Annotated in this window: 17 protein-coding genes and 1 pseudogene; 2 read left to right on the top strand and 16 right to left on the bottom strand. The window is 72.2% G+C overall.

Annotation, left to right across the window (positions count from 1 at the left end; genetic code table 11):
• Positions 1-25 precede the first annotated feature (25 nt).
• The 7 genes from FAF44_RS43140 to FAF44_RS43170 form a co-directional block, all read right to left on the bottom strand.
• Positions 26-736: a cupin domain-containing protein gene (locus FAF44_RS43140; protein WP_237109193.1), complete on the bottom strand. Its 711-nt coding sequence runs from the start codon at positions 734-736 to the stop codon at positions 26-28.
• Positions 733-1,635, bottom strand: a complete 903-nt coding sequence (locus FAF44_RS43145; RefSeq protein WP_237109194.1) for a PmoA family protein — start codon at positions 1,633-1,635, stop codon at positions 733-735. Before FAF44_RS43145 ends, FAF44_RS43140 begins: the two co-directional genes overlap by 4 nt.
• On the bottom strand, positions 1,632-2,717 hold the full coding sequence (locus FAF44_RS43150) for a Gfo/Idh/MocA family protein (protein ID WP_237109195.1): 1,086 nt from the start codon (positions 2,715-2,717) through the stop codon (positions 1,632-1,634). Before FAF44_RS43150 ends, FAF44_RS43145 begins: the two co-directional genes overlap by 4 nt.
• A 43-nt stretch (positions 2,718-2,760) precedes the next feature.
• A complete protein-coding gene (locus tag FAF44_RS43155; RefSeq protein WP_237109196.1) occupies positions 2,761-4,047 on the bottom strand; it encodes an ABC transporter substrate-binding protein in 1,287 nt (428 codons plus the stop codon).
• 30 nt (positions 4,048-4,077) lie between these two features.
• Positions 4,078-4,908, bottom strand: coding sequence for a carbohydrate ABC transporter permease (locus tag FAF44_RS43160; RefSeq protein ID WP_237109197.1), 831 nt, complete (start codon positions 4,906-4,908; stop codon positions 4,078-4,080).
• Complete coding sequence (locus FAF44_RS43165) at positions 4,901-5,794, bottom strand: carbohydrate ABC transporter permease (protein ID WP_237109209.1); 894 nt, start codon at positions 5,792-5,794, stop codon at positions 4,901-4,903. Before FAF44_RS43165 ends, FAF44_RS43160 begins: the two co-directional genes overlap by 8 nt.
• A gap of 279 nt (positions 5,795-6,073) precedes the next feature.
• The gene (locus FAF44_RS43170; protein WP_237109198.1) at positions 6,074-7,096 is read right to left on the bottom strand and encodes a LacI family DNA-binding transcriptional regulator; all 1,023 of its coding nucleotides are present in this window, start codon (positions 7,094-7,096) and stop codon (positions 6,074-6,076) included.
• A 186-nt stretch (positions 7,097-7,282) separates the two neighbouring features.
• Between FAF44_RS43170 and FAF44_RS43175 the strand changes: the two genes are divergently transcribed.
• Entirely contained in the window at positions 7,283-7,690 is a 408-nt protein-coding gene (locus FAF44_RS43175; protein WP_237109199.1) for a hypothetical protein, read from the top strand.
• 22 nt (positions 7,691-7,712) lie between these two features.
• Here the strand turns inward: FAF44_RS43175 and FAF44_RS43180 are convergent, their stop codons facing one another.
• From FAF44_RS43180 to FAF44_RS43215, 8 genes and pseudogenes are all read right to left on the bottom strand, one after another.
• Entirely contained in the window at positions 7,713-8,924 is a 1,212-nt protein-coding gene (locus tag FAF44_RS43180) for an amidohydrolase family protein (RefSeq protein ID WP_237109200.1), read from the bottom strand.
• 179 nt (positions 8,925-9,103) lie between these two features.
• A complete protein-coding gene (locus FAF44_RS43185; protein WP_237109201.1) occupies positions 9,104-11,998 on the bottom strand; it encodes a M36 family metallopeptidase in 2,895 nt (964 codons plus the stop codon).
• 270 nt (positions 11,999-12,268) lie between these two features.
• Entirely contained in the window at positions 12,269-13,219 is a 951-nt protein-coding gene (locus FAF44_RS43190; RefSeq protein ID WP_237109202.1) for a DUF6569 family protein, read from the bottom strand.
• Positions 13,216-14,508, bottom strand: a complete 1,293-nt coding sequence (locus tag FAF44_RS43195) for a vWA domain-containing protein (RefSeq protein WP_237109203.1) — start codon at positions 14,506-14,508, stop codon at positions 13,216-13,218. Before FAF44_RS43195 ends, FAF44_RS43190 begins: the two co-directional genes overlap by 4 nt.
• Before the next feature lie 208 nt (positions 14,509-14,716).
• Positions 14,717-14,872, bottom strand: a pseudogene (locus FAF44_RS43200) (endonuclease/exonuclease/phosphatase family protein); the annotation flags it as partial.
• Between the two features lie 152 nt (positions 14,873-15,024).
• A complete protein-coding gene (locus FAF44_RS43205) occupies positions 15,025-15,627 on the bottom strand; it encodes an NADPH-dependent FMN reductase (protein WP_237109204.1) in 603 nt (200 codons plus the stop codon).
• Positions 15,624-15,788, bottom strand: coding sequence for a hypothetical protein (locus FAF44_RS43210; RefSeq protein WP_237109205.1), 165 nt, complete (start codon positions 15,786-15,788; stop codon positions 15,624-15,626). The genes FAF44_RS43205 and FAF44_RS43210 overlap by 4 nt, the downstream gene beginning before the upstream one ends.
• Positions 15,781-16,545 (bottom strand): ABC transporter ATP-binding protein, encoded by a 765-nt coding sequence (locus FAF44_RS43215; protein WP_237109206.1) that lies wholly within the window; start codon positions 16,543-16,545, stop codon positions 15,781-15,783. Before FAF44_RS43215 ends, FAF44_RS43210 begins: the two co-directional genes overlap by 8 nt.
• 113 nt (positions 16,546-16,658) lie before the next feature.
• On the opposite strand from FAF44_RS43215, the gene FAF44_RS43220 reads away from it, so the two are divergent.
• Complete coding sequence (locus FAF44_RS43220) at positions 16,659-16,988, top strand: putative quinol monooxygenase (RefSeq protein ID WP_237109207.1); 330 nt, start codon at positions 16,659-16,661, stop codon at positions 16,986-16,988.
• Between the two features lie 19 nt (positions 16,989-17,007).
• Here FAF44_RS43220 and FAF44_RS43225 read toward each other — a convergent pair.
• Positions 17,008-18,051 (bottom strand): beta galactosidase jelly roll domain-containing protein (locus FAF44_RS43225; protein WP_237109208.1); only part of this gene is annotated, 1,044 nt, incomplete at its 5' end.

An 18,051-nucleotide genomic window follows, 5' to 3' on the forward strand; every position in this document is an offset into this window, starting at 1 on the left:
GGTGGGTGCCGGTGAGGTGGGGGGATCAGCGCGGGGTGTGCACGACGGGGTCGGCGACGTCGTGGACGCGCAGGTCGCCGCACATGCCCCAGCGCTCCTGGGGCGGGCTCTCCATGAGGGCGGAGTCCCGGAGGTGCGCGCCGTCGCCCCGTTCCAGGGCGTCGAGGATCTCGGCGGTGCGGCGGGCCTGCTCGGCGACCGTCGACTCCCAGATCTCCCGCCAGCCGGCCGCCTTGGGCCGGACCAGGGCGACCGCGCTGTCGTAGAAGCGCCGCAGCGCCTCGGGGCCGCCCCCGGCCAGCCGCAGGAAGCCGTCCACGGCCAGCTCCCGCCGCCGCTCGACCGCCGCCCGCACGACGTCGGAGCCCGAGACAGGCAGGGTGGCGGCCTCCCGGTAGCGCTCGGCGTCGGCGACGATCTCCGGCGGGAACGTCATCACGGCGTCACCGGCCTCCGGCAGCCCGGCGTTCGACATGACGACCACCACCTCCAGCCCGCCGCGGTTGACGGCGCGGTGAATGGTGCCGGGCGTGAACCACACGGTGGAGCCCGGCCCCAGCTCGGTCTCGCGCAGGCCGTTGACGTCGAGCGTCTGCAGCGTCCCGCGCCCGCCGATCACCACGTACGCCTCGGTGGAGGCCGTGTGCAGGTGCGGCGTGCCGCCTTCGAGCCCGTCGGCGCAGGCCCCGGTGTACACGGTCAGCCTGCTGACGGACGTGCCGCCGGGGAAGGTCATCGCAGCGCCCGCCTGCCGTGCTCGGCGAGCCGCGCGCAGCCCTCCTCGCCCCGGTCGCCGTCGGCGATCACGACCGCGTACCGGAAGCGGATGGTCTCGCCGTCGGGCAGCGGCACCTCCTCGCTGAAGAACGGGGCCGGGTTCAGGCAGGCGAAGTGCTCGGTGCGGGCGAACCACTGCGGCGGATGTCGCGGATTGGCGGTGTCGTCCACGATGACGATCGTCGAGGCGTCGCCGGTCTCGTCGTGCCGGCCGCGGAAGCCGAACCACTCGGCCCGCCGGCCGCGCAACTCGTCGCCGCCCGCCCCGTCCGGCGACTGGATGACGCCGTCGGTGAACGAGCGGGGCCCGCGCCAGAACAGGCCGCCGTAGCCGGCGTTCTCGCGGCCCTTGGTGGTCGGGGAGCCGAAGTCGATCGTGGCGCCCGACACGTTCGTCATGGCCGTCTCGAAGACCAGCGCCCAGGTGGCGTCGTCGATCAGGGTCGTGGTCAGGGCGCGCCGCTCGTCGATGACGGGGGCGCCGTCCTGGGCGGTCCAGCCGAGCGCGTGCCCGATCTCGACGCGGCCGGGCCCGCCCGTGAGGGTGGTCATCTCGCGGTGCGTGGCGCTGCCGTTGTTGTCGAGCTGCACGTACTCGCCCTGGACGAACGTGGGCCCGCCCCAGAAGTTGTGCTCCCCCACGCACGGCAGCGACCAGGCGATGCCCTTGTGCCAGACGTGGTCGTGCGGCCGGAACAGCGACACCGGCCGCCCGCCTCGGGTGCGGATCGGGTGCAGGTACGGCTTCGGCGACTCCAGCACCGGCGTGTCGGGGCCGTAGACGTAGGTGAACAGCTCGGCGTCGCCCGCCGTGACGGCGACCGACCGGCCGAGCTCGTGCGTGGTCCGCAGGGTCACTGGTTCCTCCAGGGGGCGCCGGTGCCGTCCATGCGGCGGGCGAACGGGCTGCCGGCGGTGATCTGGCCGGCCCGTACCCGCTCGCCGGTGAAGGCGGAGGCGTACAGGGCGGCGATGAACTCCATCGTCTGCCGGGTGTCGGCGGCGGTGACCGGCGGCGCCTGGCCCGCGTCGAGCGCGTCCAGCACGGCGGCGAACCAGTCGCCGTGGCCGCTGGAGCCACTGCCGTGGTCCTGCTTCCACCGCTCGGCCAGGACGTCGTGGCCGGGCGCGGGGGTGATCGTCCAGTCGTCGTCGGTGTAGCCGTACAGGTGCTCGACCTCGACGGTGGCGTGCTCGTAGTCGAGGCGTAGCTCGGAGGTCTGCCGGGGCGAGACGACCGAGTTGACGACGGTGGCGACCGCGCCGCTCTCGAACGTCACCAGCGCCGCGGACACGTCCTCGGTGTCCACGGGGCGGGCCTGCCGGGCGGCCACGGCGGTGACCTCGCGCCACGGGCCGAGCACCGACAGCAGCAGGTCGAACTGGTGGATCCCGTGCCCCATCGTGGGGCCGCCGCCCTCCGACTCCCAGGTGCCGCGCCACGGGACCGCGTAGTACGCCTCGTCGCGGAACCACCGGGTGTGGCAGGTGGCCAGCAACGGGCGGCCGAGCTCGCCGGCCAGCCGCCGCAGCCGTACCGCCCCCGCGCCGAAGCGGTGCTGCAGCACGGTCGCGACGTGCGCGGACGAGCGGCCCTCCGCCTCGACGAGGGTGTCGAACTCGGCCAGCGACAGCGTCGGCGGCTTCTCCACCAGCGCCGTCACCCCCGCCTCCAGGCAGGCGAGGGCGAGCGGGGCGTGCAGCGCGGGCGGGGTGCACAGGTGCGCGATGTCGAGCTCCTGGGCGGCCAGCAACTCGTCGGTGCTCCCGTACGCGTGCGGCACGCCGTGCCGGTCGGCGAACTCCCGCGCCCGTTCGGCGTCCACGTCGGCCACGGCCACGAGCTCCGCCCGGCCGCCGGAGGCCCGCACGGCCTCGGCGTGGGCGTGGGCGATGGCCCCGGTGCCGATGATCGCGGCCCGGTAGGTGCGTTGAGACAAGATGATCCTCTGCTTCACGTTGACATGGGGACGTTCAGGGCGTTCAGGCGCCGTCGATCTCGGCCTGCAACTCGGTGATGAAGGACTTGGCCGCCTGCTGCGGGGTCTGCCGGTCGAACAGCACCTCTTCGGTGTGCCGCTTGATGATCGCCTCGATGCTGCTGGCCCCGTTCGGGGTCACCCTGGGGGCGGTGCCGACCTTGACCGTGTCGAGGTACTCGGCCGCCGCCTTGTCGTTCTCGCCGAGCTTGGGGGTGATGGCGGCGCGGACGGTCGGGTTGGCGGGCACGCCGCGGTCGGTCAGCATGATGTCGCCCGCCTCCTGGCTGTTGGCCAGGAAGTCCACGAACAGCGCCGCCTCGGCGGGGTGCTCGCTGCGCGAGGAGATCGACCAGTACATCGAGGGCTTGAAGTAGGCCGCCGGCGACGACGCCTGCGACTCGCCGGGCAGCCTGAGCAGCTTCAGCTTCTGGCCGCTGGCCGTGGCCAGCGACGGGAGCTGGGTGTTCCACCAGGTGCCGAGGGCGGAGGCGTTGGTGGCGGTGCCCGACTGGTCCAGCGCGCCACCGGCCCGCTCGATCGTCACCGACGCGGCGGGGGCGGTGCCGGCCTGCGCCAGGTCGCGGAGGTAGGTCCAGTAGCCGGCCAGCACGTCCTCGGGGACGGCGACCTTGCCGGCGTCGTCGAACACGGACGCGCCGTGCTGGCGGGCCCAGACGTTCAGGCTGCCCGCGTCGAAGCCGAACGACTGCACTCCGGTGATCTTGCCGCCGCCGGCCTTCGACACCTCGTCGCCGACCCGCTTGAAGTCGTCCCAGCTCCACGTGCCGTCGTCGGGCAGCTTGATCTTGAGCTGGTCGAGCAGGTCGGTGTTGGCGACGATCGCGTACGTGGCCAGCCCGACGGGCAGCGCGTACTGCTTGCCCTTGACGACGCCCGTGTCCAGGGCGGTCCGGTCGAAGTCGGCGGTCTTGAGGTGCTGGGTGGCGGTGCCGAGGTCGAGCAGGGCGCCGCGCTCGGCGTAGGAGGAGAGGTAGAGCTCGTCCATCTGGATGACGTCGGGCGCGTCGTTGGCGGCCACGGTCGTCGCGAGGCTCTCCCAGTAGCCGTTCCAGTCCTTGAACTCGCCCTTGACCGTGATGGTCGGGTGCTTCTTCTGGAAGGCGTCGATGACCTGCTGGGTGCGCTTGTGCCGCTCGTCGGCGCCCCACCAGGTGAAGCGCAGCGTGACCGGGTCCTTCGACAGCTCCTGTCCGGCGCCGCCGCCACCGCCGCCGCCGCAGGCGCTGAGCGTGAGTGCCGCCACGACGGCGAGAGCGATTCGTCTCATGATGATTCCCTGTTGACGGGGGGTGGGGGTCTACTTGCCGCCGGTCGTGGCGATGCCCCGGATGAGGTAGCGCTGGCCGACGAGGAAGGCGAGGAATACCGGGAGCAGGGAGACCACGCTCATCGCGAACATGGATCCCCACGAGGTGGACACCGTGGCGTCCACGAACGAGCGCAGCGCGACCGGCACCGTGTACATCTCCGGGTCGGTGAGGTAGATGAGCTGGCCGAAGAAGTCGTTCCAGGTCCAGATGAAGGTGAAGATCACCGTCGTGGCGAGGGCCGGGAGCATCAGCGGCAGGATGATCTGCACGAAGATGCGGGCGTGGCCGCAGCCGTCGATCCGGGCCGCCTCGTCCAGCTCGCGCGGCAGGCCGCGGATGAACTGCACCATGAGGAAGACGAAGAACGCGTCCGTGGCCAGGAACTTCGGCACCACCAGCGGCAGGAACGTGTTGATCCAGTCGAGCTGGGAGAACAGGATGTACTGCGGCACGATGATCACGTGGATCGGCAGCATGATCGTGCCGAGCATGATGGCGAACCACAGCTTCTTGCCGGTGAACTCCAGCCTGGCGAACGCGTAGGCGGCCATCGAGCAGGACACCAGGTTGCCGATGATGCAGGCCAGCACGAGGATCGCGGAGTTGGCCAGGTAGTGGCCGAACGGCGCGGCCAGCGCGGTCCAGCCGTCGGCGTAGTTCTGGGTCTGGAGGCTGTCGAGGACGAGGCCGGGACGGCGGAAGATCTCGTTGCCGGGACGAAGGGAGCTGACGACCATCCAGAGCACCGGATAGAGCATGATCAGCGCCAGCAGGATGAGGGCGGCGTGCTTGGCCGCCTTGCGCAGGAGGTCAGTCATCGTAGGTCACCCAGAACCTGGCGGCCCAGAAGTTGACGGCCGTGAAGCCGGCGATGATCACGAGCAGCAGCCAGGCGAGGGCGGAGGCGTAGCCCATGTCGAAGTTGCCGAAGCCGCGCTGGTAGAGGTACAGCGTGTAGAACAGGGTCGAGTCGGAGGGCCCGCCGCTGCCGCCCGAGACCACGAACGCCTGCGTGAACGACTGGAAGGCGTGGATGACCTGCAGCACCAGGTTGAAGAAGACGATCGGTGACAGCAGCGGGATCGTGATCCTCCTGAACTGCGTCCATCTGCCGGCCCCGTCGGTGGCGGCGGCCTCGTAGTACATGGCGGGGATCTGGCGCAGCCCGGCCAGGAAGATCACCATGGGCGCGCCGAACGTCCAGACGTTGAGCACGATGAGGGTGCCGAGCGCGGTGTCCGGGTTGGAGATCCAGCCCTGCCCCTCGATGCCGAGCACCTGGTTGACCAGGCCGTCGGCGCCGAAGATCTGCCGCCAGAGCACCGCGATGGCGACGCTGGAGCCGAGCAGCGACGGCAGGTAGAACGCCGACCGGTAGAACGCCAGGCCGCGCAGCCCCCGGTCGAGCACCAGGGCCAGGCCGAGCGCGGCGGCCAGTTGCAGCGGCACGGAGACCACGACGTAGACCAGCGTCACGCCGAGCGCGTGGTGCAGGCGGGTGTCGCCGAGCATGCGGGTCCAGTTGTCCAGGCCGTTGAAGACCGGGGGCTGGATCAGGTTGTAGTCGGTGAAGCCGAGGATGAACGAGGCCGCGATCGGGCCGGCGGTGACGAGCAGCAGCCCGGCGAACCACGGGGCCAGGAACGCGGCGGCGGCCTTGTTGTCCTTCTTGCCGCCGAGGGTGCCGCCGCTGCCCCGGCGCATGCGCTGCAACTCGCCGAGCGCGCTCACGCGGGTCTCTCCGACGGGGTCATCGGTGACCTCCTGTTACCAAGAGGCGGGGGGTGGGCCGCCTTGCGGGAAAACGTATTCCGCAGTTTGCATGCCCGTTACGCGAGCGTCAAGAGTGTTTCGGGGGAACTATCCGGCATGTGAGGGGCCTGCCGCCCGCTCAGGACCTCAGCGCACCGGCCGGAACTCCCGCCGCGAGACGGGAAAGGCCGGCCCCGCCGCCCCGGGCGGCGGCTACTCTCCGTGAGGACGCTACGGGCGGGCGCGGGTGCTGTCGCGGACGACCAGCCGGCCTTCCAGGATCAGGCGGCGGGCCGCGCCCGGCTGCTCCAGCGCGAAGCGCATCGCCTCGACGCCGTACCGCGCGAGCGGCAGGTCAACGGTCGTCAGCCGCGGCGTCACGTCGCGGGCGAGCGGGATGTCGTCGATGCCCGTCACGGAGACGTCGTCGGGCACCCGCAGACCGGCCTCGCGAAAACCCGACAGAGCGCCGATCGCCATGCTGTCGTTGGTGGCGAGAACCGCCTGCCTGCCGTCCATTCCCTCGGCCGCGAGGCTCACCGCCGCCGCGTATCCGCCCTGCCGGTTGACCGGGCACCGGACGACCCGGATATCGCGCTCGTCAACGCCTCCGGCCCGGAGTCCTTCGACGAATCCGGCCATCCGGTCGGCCATGTTGCGCATCTCCGGGGCGCCGGTCAATAGCGCCACCCGGCGGTGCCCGGTCTCCGCGACGAACGCGCCCATCGACCGCCCCGCGCCGTGGTTGTCGAGGTTGATCGAGTCGAAGGTCATGTCCGTGTGACCGACGATCACGACCCGCCCGCCCTCCCGTTCGTAGGCGGCCAGTTCCTTCGCCAGCCGGGCGTCGTCGAGATAGCGGCTCGACGTGAGCACGAGCGCGCGCGGGCGCAGCGACCGCAGCACGCGGACGGTTTCCGACTGCCGCTCGGGAGCGGCCATGGTGGACGACACCGTGACGAACGCCCCCGCCGTACGGGCCTCGCGCTCCATCGCCGCCACCACCACGCCCATGGACGGCGTGGTGAGGTCGTCGGCCACGAGCGCGATCGAGTCACTGGCCCGCCGCATCGCCCTGGCCGAGGCGTCCACCGTGTACCGCAGGGCGGCGGCGGCCGCCAGCACGCGGGCCTCGTACTCGGGGGCGACCTTCCGCGTGCTGCCGCCCAGGACCCGGGACGCGGTGGCGACGGAGACGCCGGCCGCCGCGGCCACGTCGTGCAGCGTGACCGTGGGTCTCGCCGCGTGGGGCATGCGCGGTGTCCTTTCCTGGAACGGGCCGGGGCAATGAAGCGTACTGTCATTCCCCGGGAAACCGTGAGGTGTGGCCCTCGTCACTACTTATGTGTGGATTCCTCCACAGTTGTTGTCGCGCGGCCTCCGTAATGTCCCTGCTGCCGGGCCAATCCGGCAGCACCGACAAGGGGGAGGAACCCGAAAATGCGTAAGACTCTCGCGATCGTCGCTCTGACCGGCTCGATGGCCGTCACCGGCCTGGCCCTCGGACCCACCGCCGCCCAGGCGGCCAGCACCGGTGCCACCAGCGCCACCACGGTGGTCAACTGGGGCAAGTTCTTCTCCGGCGACCGCAAGGCGTACACCTTCGGCCGGACGTGGAAGTCCGGCGGCAAGGTGTTCACGAAGTGGCACGGCGTGGACCGGCCCGGCGGCAAGAAGGGCTGGGTCTGGTTCGAGTTCTACCAGCACGGCTCCTGGCACAAGTTCAACCGGGCCTGGGACGGCAAGGTCACCGGCGCCTGGAGCGGCAAGGGGATCAAGAAGGTGTACACCTTCACCTGCTGGGCCGGCAAGTTCGACAACTGCGGCAAGAAGTACCGCATCTACTGATGACGCCCCGGAGCCCGAGGTGTCAGCGCGTCTGCCGCACCCCGCGCCGCCAGACGTCCACGACGGCGCGGGCGGCGGTGACGTCCGTGGTCGGGTCGCCGTCCACGAGCAGCAGGTCGGCGCGCAGCCCCGGCGCGATCCGCCCGCGGTCGGCGAGCCCGAAGCAGCGCGCGGTGACGCTCGTCGCCGCCGCCAGCGCCTGCTCGGCCGTGAGCCCCGCCTCCGTCAGGAGCCGCAGCTCGCGGTGCAGCCCGGCCCCGTGCACCGGCCCGAACGGCGTCGCGTCCGTGCCCGCCAGCACCGGCACACCCGCCCGCAGCAGCGCAGGCGCCGCGCTTGAGGCGTTGACCACCCCGGCCGAGTGCATGGGCACGTCGGTGATCTCCCGCTGGAACGTGGCCTTCGACCGCTCCGACATCCGGCCGGCGATCCTCGGGTCCCGCAGCAGCTCCGCGCCGCCCGGGTCGCCGGTGACGGCCTCGATGAAGGTGAGCGTGCTGATCACGAACGCGTCGTACGAGGCGATCCGGGCCGCCACCCGCTCGGCGTCCTCCTCGGGGACGTCCGAGTAGAGGTGCGCCAGGCCGTCCGCGCCCGCGTCGAGCGCGATGAACGCCTCCCTGGCGGTGACCGTGTGGGCGATCACCTTGAGCCCGGCGGCGTGCCCGGCCTCGACGAGGGCGGCGGCGAGCGCGGGCGTCAGGACGGGCAGGCGCATGCCGGACACGGCGCCGTCGTCCACGGCGATCTTCAGGTAGTCGGCGCCCTCGGCCAGCCGGGCCGCCACGAACGCCTTCGCCTGGCCGGAGTCGGCGACCGTGTCGAGACCCGCGCCGGAGTCGTCGCCGAGTGCCCGCATCAGGTCGGGGGTCATGAGCTGGGTCGGGTGCCCGCCGGGCGCGGTGGCGATCATGCTGGAGCTGCGCAGGTCGGCCACGTCGTCGCGCTCGGCGGCCAGCCGGCGCTGGGCGGCCAGGACGGGCGGCAGGTTGTTCATCTCCAGCTCGGTGGTGACGCCGAAGGTGAGCGCCTCGGCCAGGTCTCCGTCGTAGGCGTGCGTGTGGGCGTCGATCAGGCCGGGCAGCAGGGTCTTGCCGGTGCCGTCCACCTCGACGTCCGCGCCGGTGAACCCGGTGCCGGGCGCGGCGATGCGGTCGCCGTCGATGAGGACGTCGGCGGAGGGCACGGTCCGCTCGCCGTCGAAGACGCGGACGCCGCGGATCAAGGTGCGCATGAGCTTCTCCCGAAAATAGTTCGATGCCTAACTAACTCGGCCGAGTTGATTCCACGCCCGATAGTACGACACCTAACCATCGCTCACGCACCCACCCCCGGACCGCCGGCGGGCCGCCGCCCGAGACGGACGGCGGCCCTGGCCGTGGTGGATGGGGGTGGAACCTCAGCGGGAACCGGTCAGCGGGAGAACACCTGGAACTCCGCCGCCCTGACGTGCTCGCGCGCCGCGCTGGCCGTGGCGCAGTCGGTGGCCGAGTTCGGATCGTTGTCCTGCTCGCCCAGGTAGAGCGGGTTGCCGGTGCACTGCGTCGTGAGCACCCGCAACATCAGATGGGTGGCACTCGTGGCGCGCACGTCGAACGACTTGAAGATCATGTCCCCGCTCCGCGGCCGCGGCAGCGTGGCGTCGAACGCGTCCGCGCGGCTGGTGTAGATCTTCGTGAAGTTCGCCGGGTCGGCGCAGTCCGCGCCGCACGCCAGCACCTCGAAGGAGCGCAGGCTGGAGAACCGGTTCTGCGTGCCCGAGTCGGCCGGCTCGCTGCCGGGCCGCAGCAGGGCGCTCACCTGCACCCGGCGGACCGTGACCGGCTCGTCGCCCGCCAGGTCCACGACGACCGACTTGCCGGCCGGCGCGCCGGTGCGCGAGGCCCAGTTCGTGGCCTCCGTCTCGTCGATCAGCTTGTCCAGGTTGACGCCGTCGCCCGCCGCCGTCGCCCCGTTCACCGCGGCGGCGTGGTTGCGGGGCAGGGCCAGCGGGAGCGGCAGCGTGACGCCCGGGACGACCACGAACTTCACCCGCTTGTGGCCGAAGCCGGCGCCCGTCACGACGAAGTCGTACACGCCGGGCGTCATCTCAACCGTGTCGCCGAGTTCGGTCGCCGGGTCGGTGTCCGCGACCGGCATCGCGCGGGCCTCGTAGTCGCCCACGTACAGCCGCAGCACCGCGCCCTTCGCCTCGCCGAGCGGCTTGAGCTGGAGCGAGCCGTTGCGGCCCGCCGGGTCGACGAAGCTGGGTATCGCACTGGCATCGCTCGGACCGGTGCTGGTTGCCCCCTCGCCCAAGCCGTGCTCGGCGAACGCGCGCCACATGATGTCCTGGTTCGCCCCGCCGAAGCGGATCGCGTCGGCCGCCAGCAACGCGTCACGGTGATCGACGTAGTCGACCGCACCCGAGGCCATCAGCAGCAGCGCGTCGAACGAGACCTGCGCCCAGCGCCGGTTGCCCGGACACCGCTCCACCGGCGTCTTGCCCTCCGCGCACGAGAGCTGCTGCTTGGCCGAGCCCTTGCCGTAGCGCTTGACGAAGGCCGCCCGCACGTCGAACTGCGTGGCCGACCAGATCTCGCCGTCCGCGTGCGACTGCGTCCCGACGATGTCGTAGCCGAGGTCGCTGTAGTTCAGCGGCGACTTCGACATGTCGTAGTTCCTGATGCCGCGCTGCTTGTCGCCGGTGACGTAGCCGCCGGTGACGTACGGGGTGTCGCCCGCCGGGCGCAGGCCGTGCTCGAAGAGCTGCTCCATGGAGAACAGGTCGGAGGTGCTCTCGTTCATGGCCGAGGCCTGCGCGCCGCTCCAGCCGGCGGAGGGGCCGCCGATCATGCGGCCGGAGATCGCGTGCGTGTACTCGTGGCCGATGACCGACATGTCGTAGTCGCCGTCCACGCAGGGCGCGTAGAACGAGCCGGCGATCGGCTGCCACAGGTACATGTTCGTGATCGGCGCGACCCCGTCGGGCCCGGTGATCTGGTTGGCGTTGTCGCGTACGGACAGCACCCGCGCGCCCGCCTGGGCGTTGCCCTGCTCGGGATCGTTGCCGAGGCCGCCGCGGTCGCCGTTGTCGCCCTGCATGTTCCAGGCGGTCTCGGTGAAGCCGAGCCGGTAGGACCAGTCGTGCATGCGGTTGTGCATGGCGTTCAGGTTGGCGATGGCGGCTTCGAGGTCGCTCTCGCCCGGCTGGTCCAGCGCGGCCGGGTCGCACTTGGCCTCGTACCAGGCGTTCTTCCACGGGTAGACGTAGTCGCGGTTCGGCGTGAGCACGTTGGAACGGGTGCCGACCGAGAACGGGTCGCCGCTGGCGCGGTTCTCGACGGTCCTGGCCGAGTTGCCGATGCTGGTGCCGGTGGACTCGCCCGTGGTGTGGTCGACGTCCCACGGACGGCCGGTCGCGGGGTCGCCGCCGGTGACGTACTCGCAGCCGGGGCCGGGGCCTTGGCACCAGGTCTGGCGGGCGTCCCGGGAGGAGTAGTCGCCGGGCGGGTTCGCCGGGAAGACCTCCCACCTGGGGTTGTCCGGGTCGGCGTGGTGGTCGACCAGGTTCTCCCGCGTGATGACGCCGCCGCTGACCGCGTCCACGTGCGTGGTGTACCCGGCTTCCGCGCCCTCGGCCCCGCCGATCAGGACCACCTGGTACGCGCTGTGCACCCCGTCGGGCGCGGGCACCGCCACCGGCGTGGCCTGCTTGGTGACCGCGGAGGCCAGGTCGATGCCGGCGTCTTGGGCCGCGACCTGCATGGCCTGCTCCGCGGTGAGCCGCGCGGCCGGGGGCGCCTCGGTGCGGCGCGACAGCGACGACGTGACGTGCCGGATCCGGCCGTCGGACACACCGATCGCGACGAGCCCGTCCACGCCCGCCGGCAGGTCGCCGAAGCGCTGGCGCAGCAGCACGGCGGAACCCGCGCCGATCGGGTTGACCGCGACGGTCTCGAGCGCGTCCACGGCCCCGGCGCTCAGCCCGAAGACGGCCTCGTTGTCCTTGAGGTAGGCGCGGGCGGCCTGGACGGGGTCGGAGCCGAGCCCCTCGGCCAGCGGTTCGGCGCTGGTGACGGAGGCCGGGGTGCCGAGAGCGTTCCAGCGGATGTCGCCGGAGCCCACGGCCCTGCGCTGCGCGACCGGGGGCGGCACCCGGCCCTGGCGGTTGTCCACATCCGGTTTCTCGGAGTTCTCCGCCTGGAAGTCGTGGATCACCGGAGCCTGCCCGCCGGGTTCGCCCTGGGCGGCTCCCGCGAGGGGGAGGACCGACGCGATGAGCGCGGTGACGATGAGTGTGCTGCGTAACCAGGACCTGGTCGACACGTGTCCCTCCTGCGTGTCAGGGATGCGCAGGTTTCGCGCATCTCGCACGAGGTAACACCGGTTTTCTTGGGCTGACAAGATCTTGTAAAACCGGAAATATCAGCGTATAGGGGGTGAATAGTGCGGGACAGGTGGCCGGCGCTTCGACGGACATGAAGAGTCGTGCTCGATACGACCATCCCTTATGTGGAATGAGGGGTTCGTCCGCCGCGCCCGGCGCAGTTCCCGCACTGATCATTCAAACGGCGGCCCCGGCACCGCCGCAACCGATTATTCGGCCGCGAAAACGGAGGCGTAGACCGTCCGCCCGTGCTCGGTGACCACCTGCCCGGCCAGCCCGCCGCCGGTGAGCGTGGACAGCCGCAGGTCGAGGTAGCGCTCCTCCTCGACCAGCCGCACGTCGCCGGCGGGCGCGGGCAGCCACGAGACCACCTCGGCCAGCCGTGCCGCCCGGTCGCGCGCCAGCTCGGCACGCAGCCCGGCCAGGCTGTCCGCGTCGTACGGCCGCGCCGCCCCCGGCTCCGGCTCGGCCCGCCACGCGGCCACGCCGTAGGCGAAGCAGACCAGCGCCATCCACACCTCGGCGAAGTACGCCGGGTCCGGCGCCAGCTCCAGCCCCGCGAACCGGTCGCCGACGAAGAACAGCGCCCCGACCTGCCCCGGCATCAGCTCCAGTCGGCTCCGGAACTGGGTCAGCACCGCCCGCCTGCGCGACAGGATCTGCTCCAGGTGCCCCCGGGACGGCAGCCCGGACGCGCGGTTGAGCTCGCTGATGTCCGGCCAGAGCTTGGCGTGGTCGTGCCGTCCGCGCAGCCGCAGGGCCTGGGCCCGCAACTCCAGCGGCAGCACGAAGAACCACTGGTCGCGCCCCTCCAGGTAGCCGCCCTGAGCGGCCTGCACGCAGCAGGCGTCGTCGAAGCGCCTGGTCTGCCCGGCGCCCATCAGCGCCGAGGCGCACAGGGCGTGGTTCTGCGCGGCGTCCTGGATGTAGCCGATGTGCAGCGGCACGATCGCCACGCCCTCGCGGGCGCCGTTGTGCAGTTCCACCCGTCCGTACCCGACGACCCGGTGCAGCTTCAGCCCCGAGCGGGGCGGGACGACGCCGGGACGGACGGGCCCGTACACCGGCACCATCGTCAGCGCCCCGGCGCGCTGCGGGGTGCCCGCGCGGTGCGCGCCCAGGTCGAACGGCGCGGGCAGGATCGTGGCCAGGCTGGTCATGTCCGTGCTCCTTCCAGCCGGGCCAGCATCGTCGTGCGCAGCCAGGCACGGCCGGGACGGCAGTGGGCGAACACCCACGGCAGCAGCCCGGCGAAGTCGTCCTGGTGCCAGAACGGCCGGCGCGGCAGCTCCGGCGCGGGGTCGCGCAGGGTCAGGTCGTCGCCGCGGGTGAAGGTCGCCTGGCAGAGCACCACGGGAGTGCCGGCCCCGGCGCGCGGCAGCGTGGCCACGACCCTGGCCAGGTCGCCCGGCAGGTGGTTCTCGTAGCCGTCGGTGACGACCACCACCAGGTCGGGGCCGGTGCCGAGCGCGTCGAGCAGGGCGACCGCCAGGTCGGCCGAGCCCGCCGGGGCCCGCGCCGTGCCGCCGGTCTCGACGACCGTGAGCCGCTCGCACACCTCGGCCAGCACCAGCCGCAACGCCACGGCCTGCGACATCACCGCCCACTCGCGGTCGCCGTACCCGCGCATGGAGCCGGAGGCGTCCAGCACCACGGCCACGTTCGCGGCCAGGCGGGGCAGCCCGCGGGTGGCCCGCGCCACGTACCCGCGCAGGGCCGGGAGCAGTTCGGCGGCCGGTCCGCCCCGGTACAGGTGCACCAGGGTCGCGGCGATGTCGCCCCGGTTGGTGGGGGTGACGACCGGCGGGTGCTCGGTGATCGGGTCGAGCGGCGCGGGCGGCTCCCGCGGGGCCGGCGCGCCGTACGTGCCGGGCCCGTAGAGCGCGCGCAACCGGGCGATCGCCGCCGCCGGGTCGGCGGTGAACCGCAGCAGGCTCCTGCGCAGGTACGCCGAACCGGTGTCGCCCTCGGCGGCCAGCCGGGCGCAGGCGCGCGCGGTCGCCTTGCCGAGCGCGTGCTCGAAGCAGTCGGCCAGCGCCGGACGGCGGGCCTCGATCAGCGCGTCCGCCTCGGGATGTTCCAGCACGAAGGCGACGATCGCCCTGGTCGTGTGCTTGTGGTTGGCGCGCAGCCGGCGCAGCGCGAGCAGCGCCGTGACGGCGTGCGCGGGCGGCAGGCCGAACATCAGCGCCCTGACCGCCTTGCCCAGCGTGGCCCGGGTGGCCTCGTCGAGGCCGTCCTGGGCAGCCGCCAGCGTCGCCAGCAGCACGCGGGCGCGCTGCCAGGCGAGCACACCGGGCACCAGCGCGAGCAGCGCATACCCCTCGGGGTCGCGCTGCTGGGCACTGCGGTGGAGCTCCGCGTCGTCCCAGACCGACCCGCGACCCCGGCGAAGCTCCAGAGGGACGTCATGGGTTCGGAAATGCGAGAGAAGAGGTGGTATGTCCACGACACAGGAGTTTAGGAATTCGCCGCCGGAATTGACATCGAATTTTCCGGCGTCACAATCGCGTTAATTCTCGTCCGCCGCCGTGATTTCCGGGTCGCGCGTCATGTCGAGCGTTTTTCCGGCGTCTTGACATCCAGCCAGACGAGCCGGTGGTCGGAGCCCGGGAACGGGAACACCCCGGTCAGCCGCGACCGCGGATCGGCCGGCAGTGGTCGAACTCGTTGACGAGCAGCACGTCGGGGCGGGCCCGCTGGATGATCTCCGCGATCACCCCGGCCTGGACACTGCCGGGCGCGGACACCTCGCGCACCAGCACTCCCTCGGCGGCCCGGTTGAGCGAGGCGTTGAAGGTGGCGAACCTGACCCGGCCGGCGGCCTGGACGGGCGGCGGGCTGGACGGGCGGCGGGCCGAGGGTCACCGCCGCCACGACGGCGGCCAGGGCACAGCGGAAGATCACGACGTCTCCCCTCGGACGGACCTGGCCGGAGCATGGCAGCCCGGGGGACGGCGTTCCACTACGTGCGGGTGAAGAATCGCCCTCCGTCTTTTGAGGCACCGTCCTTGAGCGCGGCGCGCTGGAAGGCGGGGGCGGCCTGGGAGGCCACCCGGTCCGCCCAGGCCGTCACGACCTCCTCCAGCCGGGGCAGCTCCGACTCCAGCACCGCCAGGCCGGGGGTGGGCACGGTGGCGCCCAGTTCCACCAGCAGCGGACGCAGGTGCACCTCGACCGCCAGCGCGTGCTTGGCGTCCCCCATCACGAGCAGCGGCAGCGCCGCCTTGCCCGCCAGCGCCTGCGGCGGCAGCCGGTCGAGGAACGCCTTGAGCAGCCCCGTGTAGGTGCCCTTGTAGGTCGGGCTGGCCACCACCAGCACGCTCGCCTCGGCCACCAGTTCCAGCGCCACCTCCACGCCGGCGGACGCGCCGGGCGCGAGCAGGTGCGGCCCGAGCGCCGCCAGATCCACCACCTCGTACGGCTCCGCCGCCCCGAGCACGGCGGAGTCCGACCCGGGCGTTTCGGTGGCGGTGAACCGGCGGATGAGCGCGCGGGCCGCCTCGGCGGCGACGGTCAGCGTCCTGGAGCCCTCTCGGGGGTTGCCCACCAGCACGACCACACTCATCGGGCCACCCCCAGCCCGCCCCGCGCCCAGCGGAACAGGGATCGGCCGCGCGGCCACAGGCCGGAGGCCACGTCCGCCCGGTCGCCGCCGGTCACCCGGTCCTCCTCGGCCTCGTCATCGAGCAGGTCATACCAGTGGACATCGCCTTCGTACTCAGCCATGGCCGGCCGCCACCTTCCGTCCCCGCGCCGCCGCGGCGAGTTCGTCGCGCAGCAGCCGTCCTACGTGCCTGCGTGAATCGCCCGCGTGGGAGCGCACGTCCACGATTTCCCTGATCCGTCCGGGCCCCGACGTCATCACCGCGACCCGCCGCCCCACCCGGACGGCCTCCTCCACGTCGTGGGTGACGAAGACGACGGTCTTCCTGGTACGTGCCCAAACCTCCACGAGCCGCTCCCCCACCCACTCGCGTGTCCGCCGGTCCAGCCCCGCGAACGCCTCGTCCATCAGCAGCACCTCCGGCTCGAAGGCGAGGCTGCGGGCCAGCGCCACGAGTTCGCGCCTGCCGGCGGAGAGCTCGTGCGGATGACACTCCTCGTACCCGGACATCCCCACCAGAGCGAGCAGTTCACGCGCCCGTTCCCGTTTCGCCCCGGCGGCCTGGCCCTCCAGGCCGAACTCCACGTTGCCCAGCGCCGTACGCCACGGGAAGAGGGCGTACTGCTGGACGACCACGCCCCGGTCGAGCGCGGGGCCGGTGACGGGCGCGCCGTCGAGGAGGATCTCGCCGCCGGTCGGGGCGGTGAGGCCGGCGACGAGGGCGAAGAGGGTGGACTTTCCGCAACCGCTGGGGCCGACGAGGGTGAGCAGTTCGCCCCGGCGCACGTCGAGGTCGAGGCCGGACAGCACGGTGTGCGGCTCGTCGCCGTGGAACGTCTTGGTGACGTTCCGGAGGCTGAGTTGGAGGCCCTGGCTCATGCGTACGAAGGTACGAACCGCGGAGCACAAAGTCAACATTTCCTACATGAGAACTAGAGAATTGGCCGATAGTCTCGTTCCGTAACGCCGCCGACCAGCGAAGGAGCGATCAAATGATCTTCATTACCGCGAAGTTCCGCGTCCTGCCCGAGCACGCCGACCGCTGGCCGGAGATCAGCGCCGCCTTCACCGCGGCCACCCGCGCCGAGCCCGGCTGCCTGTGGTTCGACTGGTCGCGCAGCCTCGACGACCCGAACGAGTACGTCCTGGTCGAGGCGTTCAGGGACGACGAGGCGGGCGGGGCGCACGTGCAGTCGGCCCACTTCAAGCAGGCCCAGCAGGAGCTGCCGCCCTACCTCGCCGAAACCCCCCGCATCGTCAACACCACCGTCGCCCAGGACGGCTGGTCCGAGCTGGGCGAACTGGCCGTGCCGAAGCGCTGAACCGGCCCCGCCCGGCGGCTCAGGGGCCGCCCCGCACGTTGCCGTAGGCGAACAGGGTGAGCGGGCCCGGCCCGGACGTCGGCTGCTCGGCGGTCACGGCAAGGGCGAGCGTGTTGTCCCCGTGCTCGTCGAGCAGCCCCGACGGGAGCGAGAACTCCCGCTGGGGGCCGATGTCGCCGCCGTACTGGCCGACGTTCCAGCCGTTCAGGAAGATCAGCACCCGGTACGCCGGCGACGGGTCGCCGCCGAAGCGCAGCCCGACCGGGACGTCCTGGCCCTTCGGCAGGTCGAGCCGGAACGAGGTCCGGTACCAGGTGACGCCGGGGGTCAGGGCGGCGGCCGGCGTGGCGGGCCGCCATGACCTGTCCTGGTGGTTCGGCAGGTGCCAGCCGGTGCGCTCGCCGTACAGGCCGCCGGTGCTGAGCGGTCCGCGCAGCTTGTCCGTGCCCGCGGTGCCCTGGATCCGCCACGCGATCGGGGTGCCGCCGACGGACGCCGCGACCAGGCCGCGCGGCTGCTTGAAGCGCAGGTCGTCGGCGATCCAGTCGTCGTTGTGGCCCATGTTGGCGACCAGGACGGCGATCACGTTGTCCGCGCCCGTCCTGAGCAGGCCGGCGGGCAGGTCGAAGCGGCCGGGGCCCGGGTCGGGGTTCGGCGTGGTCCACTGGTCGCCCGAGTCCGCCTCCACGCCGCCCGCCGCCGAGCCGAGATAACGGCCGTTCAGCCAGACCAGGTAGTTGCCGCGCAGGCCGGTGATCGCGTTCAGGTCGAGCCTGGTCTCGGAGCCGGTGGCGGTGAAGTGGCCGCGGTACCAGACGTTGCCGTTGTGGAAGCCGTAGTCGTCGGCGTACAGGACGGGCCGGGTCCTGGGCGGGTGCGGGCTGTTCGTCGTGGTGCGGTCGGCGGGCGTCCAGCGCGAGTCGTCGAAGCCTGCGGCGGCCTCCGGAGCCTCGGCGTGCGCGCGCCAGCCGGTCAGGGCGGGCAGCGCGGCCGGGGCTGGGGCGCGGGTGACGCCGAGCAGCGAGCCACTCGCGGTCCGCCGGACCGCCACCTCCTCCCGACC

This window comes from Nonomuraea sp. MG754425, assembly GCF_021699195.1.
Lineage (GTDB): Bacteria > Actinomycetota > Actinomycetes > Streptosporangiales > Streptosporangiaceae > Nonomuraea.